Genomic DNA, 9,118 nt, shown 5'->3' on the forward strand with positions numbered 1-9,118 from the left:
TAAAAATAATGAAAAGGGGAGACTAGGGTGCAACGAGATCAAATTAAGATTTTACCTAAAGTAGAGTTACATTGTCATTTGGATGGCTCGATCCGATTAGAAACACTCAAACGATTAGCAGAAAAAGATGGTGTGCCCGTGGCATCTGTCGAGGCTGTTCATGCCCCTAAAAAATGCTTATCGCTACAAGACTATCTCGATAGTTTTGATGCGGTATTGCCATTGTTACAATTAGAAGAAAATCTACGGTTAGCTTCCTATGATCTCATTGAACAAGTTGCATTGGAGAATGTCAGTTATATCGAAATCAGATTCGCCCCATTGTTACATCAACGAAAGGGATTGACCGTAGCACAGATTATTTCAGCAGTTTGCGATGGGATAACCGCTGCTCAGGAGAAGTATGCGGTTAAAGCTAATGTGTTGGTATCAGGGATGCGACATCATTCACAGGAACGAAATAATGAGTTATTGAATGAGATCAAAGAACTGCATAATTCCAGAGTAGTAGGCTTCGATTTCGCTGGAAATGAAGAAGATCATGGTAACTTAAAACTAAAAAGCTGCATCAAAAAAGGGTTGAACTCTGGCTTAAGATTGACGCTCCATTCTGGCGAATGTGGGTGTTCGCATAATGTGTTAGAGGCGATTGAACTAGGTGCTGAGCGGATAGGGCATGGGGTTGCTATTAAGGATGATCCAGCCATAATGGCAGTATGCCGGGATAAGGGAACACTTCTTGAATTGTGTCCAACGAGTAATTTGCAGACAAATGCCATCGACAGTTGGGAAGACTATCCCTTTCGCTTATTCCTTGCTCAGCAACTCAAGTGTTGTATAAATACCGACAATCGTACCGTCTCTCAGACAAGCTTAACAGATGAATACGAAAAATTAGCAGAGCATTTTGACCTGACCTATGACGAAATGAAAGAGTTAAATCTCAATGCGATTGAAGGATCGTTTGCAGATGAAAAAACCAAAAAAGAAATCATCACTCAAATCATTAACAGCTATTCCGACCTCTAAGGGCGACAAGCTGTTTTTTTGATCTCTAAAAGTATAGACTAATTATTTTAGGTAGTTTAGAATGAAAGTAAGCGGTATCTAAAGTTAGATAGGATACCAGTTGTAAAAGGTATTGTATAAGCTATTGAAAAAGCTATCGAAAAAGCTATTGGATAGACTATCGTAAGATAAAGAAATCAATGAAAGTGTGAGGGATGAGTGATGGCAATTATATGTTTTGACTTTGGCGGTACTGCAGTTAAATGCGGTTGTTACAGTCAGCAGGTTTTAGTAGATAAGGGTGTTTTCAAAACACCTAGTAGTTGGCAAGAAATGAAGAGTAAATTGAAAAAAATTTATGATCACTATGATTGTCACCAGACTCAATATGGTGGTATTGAAGGCATAGCAATCAGTGCACCAGGGTCTGTGGATAGTAGTAAAGGTGTTATCGAGGGTATCAGTGCCATTCCCTATATTCATCATTTTCCTATTGTGACAGAATTAAAAGACTGGTTTTCTAAGCCTGTAGCCATAGAAAATGATGCTAACTGTGCTGCCCTAGCTGAAATGTCTGCTGGAAGTGCTAAGGATGCGCAAACTGCTGCTTTCTTCATTATCGGGTCTGGTATAGGCGGGGCAATTTGTATTAATCGGAAATTGGTCAAAGGATCCCATTTATTTGGTGGAGAGTTTGGCTATTTTCTCGCTAATAAGACACGTACAGTGAGTGAGACTGCGAGTCCTGTTGCTTTAGCTCGCGCTTATGCCACAGAGAAAAAAATTGAAACAGCCTTTTCTGGGAAAGACCTGTTTAGGCTTGCAGATACGGGCAATTATGATGCTCAAGTAAAAGTTGATCAGTTTTATGAAACGATATCTCGTACGATGCATACGGTGTCCCTAGTAATCGATCCTGAGGTGATTGTTATCGGTGGTGGGATATCATCTCGAAAAGAGATCTTAAAACCGCTAGAGAAAAGGCTAAACGAATTATTAAAGATCTCCAAAGCCCAGGGGTTAGATGTATCCGTCAAACTGGCAGAATTTGGACAAGATGCTAATTTGATTGGGGCAGTTGCTCATTTTAAGGAAACAATGTCGCAGTCTTGATTTAATATTTCTGTTATCCAATAGTCTAATATGGTATGTTTATGACACGGTTGTTGCGATTTTACGGTACAATAGGGTCGTTATGAGATGTGCCTAAGCTGTTGGAGGTTAAGAGAGTGAAGTATTTAAGACAATCGAAAGTACTAGCATTTATAGTGATTACCTTGTTAATAGGCGTCACCATATTTGTTTATTCCAAGATACCATTTGTTTTTCGGCCACTCGAGGCCTTGTTCTCAAGTGTATTTGTGCCACTGATCATTGCTGTGTTTCTCTATTATATTTTCTTGCCCTTTTTGAAATGATTGAAAAAAGGACGCACAAGAAAAACTTGGCTGTCTTGGTTACTTTTATCATGATTATCGTAATCGTGCTTGCCATTGTCAGTTTTTTGATTCCAAAGCTGATAGCGGCTTCCGTAGGCTTTGCCTATCAGATTCCGGTCATTATTGAGAAGATTGTGGATGCCGTCGATCAATCTGCTTTAGATAATGTGCTAGAACCTTTCTTAGACAGAGTTGATTTTGGTCAGATAAGTTCAATGATCTTCAACTTTATCACAGGCGCAACTGCTAGTGTGACGAATGTCATCTCGATCATCTCACATTCTGCTGTAACACTGTTTACGTTCCCATTATTGGTTTTTTACATGTACAAACAAGGCGATGCACTTCCTAACGTTTTAGCAAACTTCTTCCCCAAACATTATAAAAGCTTGGTGCTGGATCTCTGTCAAGATTTCAATATTTCCGCATCCGCTTATATTTCGGGGCAATTATTAGTGTGCCTTTACGTTGGAATATCGAGTATTATTTTGTTTATGATCATGGGACTCCCTAATGCCTTATTACTAGGCGTTATCTGTGGGTTGATGGACTTGATTCCTTACTTTGGTCCCTTCTTAGGAGCTGCACCTGCATTCTTTGTGGCTTTGAGTATGGATTTCAATTTAACACTTCTATTGGTAATAGTCATCACCATCATCCAGTTTGGCGAGTCATACCTAGTGTCGCCATTGGTGATGAAATCAGTGATGCATATCCATCCCATCATCGTGGTCTTCTTGTTATTAGCTGCCGGAAATTTGATGGGAATATTAGGAATGATTATTGCTTTACCAGTTTTTGCAATCATCAGGGCTATGGGCAAAACAGTTTGGCAATTCTATCGGAGCAATAAGAAATCGGTTATTGAAAGTACTAATCGAGAAATTAAGTAGTTATTTTTTAAGTCTTTAGGTGAATTACCATAAGCTAATATAAGCTAACAAATGTGCTGTTTGCTCATTTGTTGGCTTTTTCAATAATGATAGGGGATAGAAATGTTTACAAGAGAGAGTTTTGATGTTTTTTTAATTGAAGGATTAGAACCCAGAATGGCTGCCATCCGTGAGCAGATCCAGCCGACTTTTCAGGAGTTGGATGACTACTTTAAAGAGCAACTTGAAAAAGAAATAGGACATGAGTTATTCGTCCATATTGCACAGCATAGAAGGCGTACAACCTATGCGCCAGAGAATACTTGGTCTGCTTTAAGTCGTCAAAAAAGAGGGTACAAAATGGAACCGCATTTTCAATTAGGTATATGGCCTGATTATGTCTTTATGTGGCTGTCCTGTATTGATCGTCCTAAGAACGAGTTGGAAATCGCGACAACATTGTTGGATCACCTAGAAGTGTTCGAAGATCTACCAAAAGACTTTGTGCTGTCTGGAGATCATACAAAGGAAACAGTTGAGCCAATGACAAAAGAACGTATCGTGAAACTGTTGACGCGTTTTCGTGATGTCAAAAAGGGAGAATTTCAAATTGGCCGGATTATTCCAAAGGACAGTGACTATTGGGCAGAGCCAGAAAAAGCTAGAGCATATATGCTAGAAACTTATCAGTCCTTATTGCCTAGTTATGAAAAAGCCATGAGTGTAGTCTCAGGGTAATAGATTAAACTCGATTTCGAAGCTGGGATACCGGCTAAAACTAAATAAAGCTTTCAAAATAAGTAATCGAAGAAATCGCGACGACATGTCGCTATCGTTACTAATGGTTAAGAAACTGGTTAAGGAGTTCAAGTGATGCATCATATTGAAATTTATGTCTCGAATTTACAAACAACGATACATTTTTATGACCGATTATTGCTAGATGTTTTGGGATATGAGGTTTATCAAAGGTGGGACCGAGGGATTGGTTATCAAAAAGATGGCTTTTACATCGTTTTTGTCCAAGTTGATCCTAAAAAAGTGATAGTTCCGTACAACCGAACATCTGTTGGTCTTAATCACTTAGCTTTTAAAATCGATACAGTTGAACAGCTAGATGCTCTTAGAGATGTTTACTTAGCCGATGATGAAGTGACGGTATTATATGACGATTGTTATCCTTTTGCGGGTGGCAAGGATCATTATGCCCTCTATTTTGAAGATCCTGATCGTATCAAGTTAGAAGTCGTTGCGATGGATTTCATTTCTCACTCAGCAAATCCGACCTTGACGAGGTCGGCTGATGATGTGGTGAGCATTAGAGAAATTGGCCTGGAAGATCTTAGAAGTTGGTGGGAGATAGCTTATGGTCCCGAGGCTGATTTAGAATGGAAGAAGTGGGATGGTCCTTATTTCAACGACCCCGTTATTTCTTGGGAGGCTTTTCGTAATGGTTTTGGTGGCGTATCGGTAGGAAATCCTAATCGGCGTCTTATTCTGGTAAATGATGAGATAGTAGGACTAGTCACTGCCCACTGGGAAGATGATAACCTGAGACAGTGGATGGAGTTCGGCATTGCTATCTATCGGTCAGATTTGTGGCAAAAAGGATATGGCCGTCAAGCTTTAGAATTATGGATTCCTGATTTATTCGAGCGTTACCCCTACATTAGACGAGTGGGTTATACAACCTGGTCAGGTAATAAAAGAATGTTGGCTTTAGGGGAAAAGTTAGGTATGACTCTAGAGGCAAAAGTGAGACAAGTGCGTTTTTACGAGGGTAAGTACTATGACTCAATCAAGTATGGAATATTGCGGGAAGAATACGAGAAACAAAAAAAGTAAATTCTGAAATAAATTCTGAAGTAATTTCTGAATGGTAATCAGAATGGAAGTCAGAGTGGTAAATGGTGTGAATGGTATAAAGAAGCTCCTAAAGAGTCTTTGAAGACATCTTTAGGAGCTTCTTTATAATCAATCAATTTAATCCTTCATGATAAAATCTATCAAGAGTTATCAAGAGTTATCAGGAGTTATCAAGAGCTATGAGAAGCTATCATTTTTAAAAAAGACCTAGAGATTCAATTCATAGGCATAGCGTAAGCCAGTGTCACCTTCAGCGACGCGAACGATTCCTCTATATTCAAAGCCGAATTTTAAGGATAAGCCTTGCATTCTTTTGTTGATTTTGTGGGTATCAATTCTGATGTTTTTGATGCCTTGTAAGAGTGTGTAGGTAATGATATTTGAAAATAAATAGTTCGTTAAATGCTTACCTCTAAATTGACTTGAAATCGCGATACGATGGATCGTGTAGTACGGGTCGGTGTTATTGTGCCATTGACCGTCGATTTCTGCGTAATGGGGATCAGCCCCAGTCAGCGATACGGTTGATGCAATCGAATGATCATAGATCAACACGAAACAGTGTTTATGGTTGATGTCGTTGGTTAGAATTTCTTCGTTTGGTCGCCCATCTTGCCACTGCGGGCTTCCGTCTTTTTTCAATAGTTCCTTAGCTTCATTGATGATCGCCATAATCGTTGGTAAGTCTGATAAAGTTGCTTGACGCATATAAATAGCTGCCATGAACGTTTCCCCTTTATAGATGATGAGTTGTCATTCTTTCATTAGTTGGTTATTGGGTTGTTTGATTCATTTTATACCTAAATAAGGACTTCTGACAATTATTTTACTTAATATCTTTCAGGACTATCAATAGTGTGTTAATCTTTTAAAGTGTCTAGTTGGTTTCAACTTTTTCAAGTTTGTTTTCAGTGTTCATATCAGTGCTCAATTCAATGTTTGTTTAAGTGTTATTGAAGTATTATTTCAGTTTCGCGTTTGTGTGCTATATAAGTCACTTAGAACAGAAGTGATATAGGTCACTGAAGGCAGAAGATGAAGCATTAATTATTATAGTAGAATTTAGGACGGTATAATGAGACAATTATTGGTAAGTGATTATGACGATACTTTTTATCGTACAGATGAGGAGCTTGAAGTCAATAAGATGTGGGTCGATCGATTTGTTGGCGAGGGGAATCTATTTACTTTCGCCACGGGTCGGTCTTATGAAAGTTTCAAAGTATGGGTGGAGCAATGTGACTTGTTCTATAATTATTTGATTTTGTGTAATGGTGCCATTATTTTGGATCATGAAGCTAAATTACTATGGCATCAACCACTATCTGACCAGTTGATGGCTGAGGTCGATCTGACGATGACTAGTTTTAAAGAGGACATCATCAACAGAAAGTATTGCTCGCCATTCAAAGATTCTATGAGAGCTGAAGAACTTGAGTCTGTCGATATCGTGAAAGTGCGGTTTAAAGAAAAGAAAGCTGCAGAATGTTTTGTTGCTACTTTAAATCAGTGTATCAGCTAGTTAAATTGCTATTTACTGATGATCGAAGGGGGAAAGGTTCATTCTGTAGAAATTGTTGCTAAAGGAATTAGTAAGTCTCATGCTATCACTTGGCTTGTGGATCATGTGTCTGTTGATTATCACCAGGTGTATACGGTAGGCGACTCGCAAAATGATTTAGAAATGTTAACTGATTTTAATGGGCGTAAAATGCCAAATGCTGATGCTGTCATAAAACGTGCTATTGGTCAGACGACTCCCACTGTTTCAAAGTTGATTGAATCAATCTTGAAGAAATCCTAGTTGTTCTACCATAGTCAATAAAAACATAGTCAATAAAAATCTTGCCATAGTTTAAGTAGAAAATATTTAAGCAGATAATGTTTAAATAGAAAATGAAGTTGTACGGAAGGAACACCATGTTAAGTCTTACAAATATAACGCAACAATTTGGTGACAAAATGTTGTATGAACAATTAAATTTACAAGTAAATCCGGGCGAGCATGTTGGGTTGATTGGTCATAACGGTGCTGGGAAAAGTACCTTGATCAAGATCATAACCGGAGAGATTCTGCCTGATGAGGGGTCTGTGATGATCCCCAAAAACAGTCATTTAGGGTATTTGGACCAGTATGTTGAAGTGGATGAATCAAGTTCACTGTATGACTTTTTGAAATCAGCCTACCAAGATCTGAGTGATATGGAGGCTGAAATCACGTTATTATATGCTACTTATAGTGATACAATGGACGAAAAATTATTAACTAAAGCTGGTGCCTTGCAGACTCAACTAGATCAAAGCGATTTTTACCAAATTGATACTTTAATAGAAGAGATGGCTAAGGGACTAGGACTTGATGTTTTTGGCCTTGACACACTGATGGGACAATTAAGTGGCGGTCAAAAGTCAAAGGCCATTTTAGCTAAGTTGCTGTTGGAGAAGCCTGATATTTTAGTGTTAGATGAACCGACCAACCATTTAGATGATACCCATGTCCAGTGGTTGACTGATTTCCTGAATCAATTCGTGGGGACGTTTTTGGTCGTATCTCATGATCAAGATTTTATTAATGATATTGCAACTCACATTGCTGATATCGAATTTGGTCAGTTAACAAAGTACACCGGTAATCTTGAAAAGGCATTATCGCAAAAGGAAGCGAACCGTGAAGCCTATCTGAAACAATATGCCTCGCAGCAAAAACATATTGAGAAAACCGAAGCCTATATTAGAAAATATAAAGCAGGGTCACGGTCCACAATGGCCAAGAGTCGCGAGAAACAACTGGCTAAGATCGATCGTTTGACACCGCCAAGTAAAGCACCATCACCAAACTTTCAATTTCCATACCGTGGTATTGTCAGTACGATGGCTTTGAGTACGACTGATCTATTAATTGGTTACGAGAATCCATTGTTGCCACCGCTTAATTTGACGGTAGCAAATGGTGAGAAAGTAGCCATCAGAGGGTTCAATGGTATTGGTAAGTCTACCTTATTAAAAACATTGATCGAAGAAATAAAGCCTTTAGGTGGAGAATTCCATTTTCCAGAGCACACACTAATCAATTACTTTGCACAGGATCTCCACTGGGAGTACCCTCTACAAACACCGTTACAGTACTTAAGCGATTGTTATCCAACTGCGACGATTAAAGAACTCAGAAGGCAATTGTCAAGGGCAGGATTAATCAATGACTTAGCACAAGAACCTCTTCACACCCTGAGTGGTGGTGAGCAAACAAAAGTAAAATTAGCTCAAATGACGATGAAAAAAGGAAACCTACTGATACTTGATGAACCGACGAATCATATTGATCAAGGTACAAAGGATGCCTTAGCAGAAACGTTAGATCGATTTGAAGGAACCGTCATTGTTGTCTCTCATGAGCAAAGTTTTTATGATCCCTTTATTGATCGCATTATTGATATTGCGACATAATTGATTGTTATATATTATCGCTATTGTGAATGCAGTTGTGATTGCTATTTTGATAACTATTTTGATTACCATAAAAGATAGGTACCATTCTCTAAGAAAGACATGTTCTGTTCTCTACAAAAGACGGGTAAGTTTAGAAAGCTTACCGCGTCTTTTTTAGTGGTGCGCCCAGCATGGGCGATAACTTGGTGGTGAAAGTCCACTACAGGCTTGGCAGTAGGAACTGTTAGCTGAAGGCAAGGGTGTCCACCGTGAGGTGGAATCTGAAGGAAGCTGAAAGCAAATACTCGCACTGACGAACAGAAATCTCATATGGAGGCTGGATTGGGACGGACGAGCTTGCAACACAAAGCAAAGTCCAATACTGCACGAATCCCATTTAGTAAATGAGGCAGTGACATGAGTGGAAGGTTATCGCACCTTACCTGGGGAGGTCTGTCTAGCGATAAAAACTATCGTAGTAACAACGAATAGACAGAAGTCAGCAGA

The 9,118-nt window shown here is 39.0% G+C and carries 10 protein-coding genes and 1 pseudogene; 10 read left to right on the top strand and 1 reads right to left on the bottom strand.

Annotation, left to right across the window (positions count from 1 at the left end; genetic code table 11):
* Positions 1-27: 27 nt before the first annotated feature.
* The 7 genes and pseudogenes from add (at position 28) to H541_RS13405 (ending at position 5,164) form a co-directional block, all read left to right on the top strand.
* Complete coding sequence (gene add, locus H541_RS0106595) at positions 28-1,029, top strand: adenosine deaminase (RefSeq protein ID WP_022796537.1); 1,002 nt, start codon at positions 28-30, stop codon at positions 1,027-1,029.
* A gap of 201 nt (positions 1,030-1,230) precedes the next feature.
* Positions 1,231-2,121: an ROK family protein gene (locus H541_RS0106600; RefSeq protein ID WP_022796538.1), complete on the top strand. Its 891-nt coding sequence runs from the start codon at positions 1,231-1,233 to the stop codon at positions 2,119-2,121.
* A gap of 116 nt (positions 2,122-2,237) precedes the next feature.
* Complete coding sequence (locus tag H541_RS13625; RefSeq protein WP_022796539.1) at positions 2,238-2,426, top strand: hypothetical protein; 189 nt, start codon at positions 2,238-2,240, stop codon at positions 2,424-2,426.
* Positions 2,427-2,452: 26 nt separating this feature from the next.
* Complete coding sequence (locus tag H541_RS12530; protein WP_240470912.1) at positions 2,453-3,340, top strand: AI-2E family transporter; 888 nt, start codon at positions 2,453-2,455, stop codon at positions 3,338-3,340.
* 102 nt (positions 3,341-3,442) lie between these two features.
* On the top strand, positions 3,443-4,057 hold the full coding sequence (locus H541_RS0106610) for a DUF1054 domain-containing protein (RefSeq protein ID WP_022796541.1): 615 nt from the start codon (positions 3,443-3,445) through the stop codon (positions 4,055-4,057).
* A 135-nt stretch (positions 4,058-4,192) separates the two neighbouring features.
* Positions 4,193-4,555, top strand: a pseudogene (locus tag H541_RS13400) (VOC family protein); the annotation flags it as partial.
* Positions 4,556-4,573: 18 nt separating this feature from the next.
* The gene (locus H541_RS13405; RefSeq protein WP_052168275.1) at positions 4,574-5,164 is read left to right on the top strand and encodes a GNAT family N-acetyltransferase; all 591 of its coding nucleotides are present in this window, start codon (positions 4,574-4,576) and stop codon (positions 5,162-5,164) included.
* Between the two features lie 228 nt (positions 5,165-5,392).
* Here H541_RS13405 and H541_RS0106620 read toward each other — a convergent pair whose 3' ends face one another.
* Positions 5,393-5,908 carry a GNAT family N-acetyltransferase gene (locus tag H541_RS0106620; protein WP_022796543.1) on the bottom strand — a complete coding sequence of 172 codons (516 nt, stop codon included), beginning with the start codon at positions 5,906-5,908 and terminating at the stop codon, positions 5,393-5,395.
* A gap of 352 nt (positions 5,909-6,260) precedes the next feature.
* Here H541_RS0106620 and H541_RS0106625 point away from each other — a divergent pair, with 352 nt between their 5' ends.
* The 3 genes from H541_RS0106625 (at position 6,261) to H541_RS0106635 (ending at position 8,629) form a co-directional block, all read left to right on the top strand.
* Complete coding sequence (locus H541_RS0106625) at positions 6,261-6,707, top strand: HAD family hydrolase (RefSeq protein ID WP_022796544.1); 447 nt, start codon at positions 6,261-6,263, stop codon at positions 6,705-6,707.
* Positions 6,708-6,725: 18 nt separating this feature from the next.
* Complete coding sequence (locus H541_RS0106630) at positions 6,726-6,989, top strand: HAD family hydrolase (RefSeq protein ID WP_022796545.1); 264 nt, start codon at positions 6,726-6,728, stop codon at positions 6,987-6,989.
* Between the two features lie 116 nt (positions 6,990-7,105).
* Positions 7,106-8,629, top strand: a complete 1,524-nt coding sequence (locus H541_RS0106635) for an ABC-F family ATP-binding cassette domain-containing protein (protein ID WP_022796546.1) — start codon at positions 7,106-7,108, stop codon at positions 8,627-8,629.
* The last annotated feature ends 489 nt before the right edge of the window (positions 8,630-9,118 follow it).

This window comes from Bavariicoccus seileri WCC 4188 (assembly GCF_000421665.1).
Lineage (GTDB): Bacteria > Bacillota > Bacilli > Lactobacillales > Aerococcaceae > Bavariicoccus > Bavariicoccus seileri.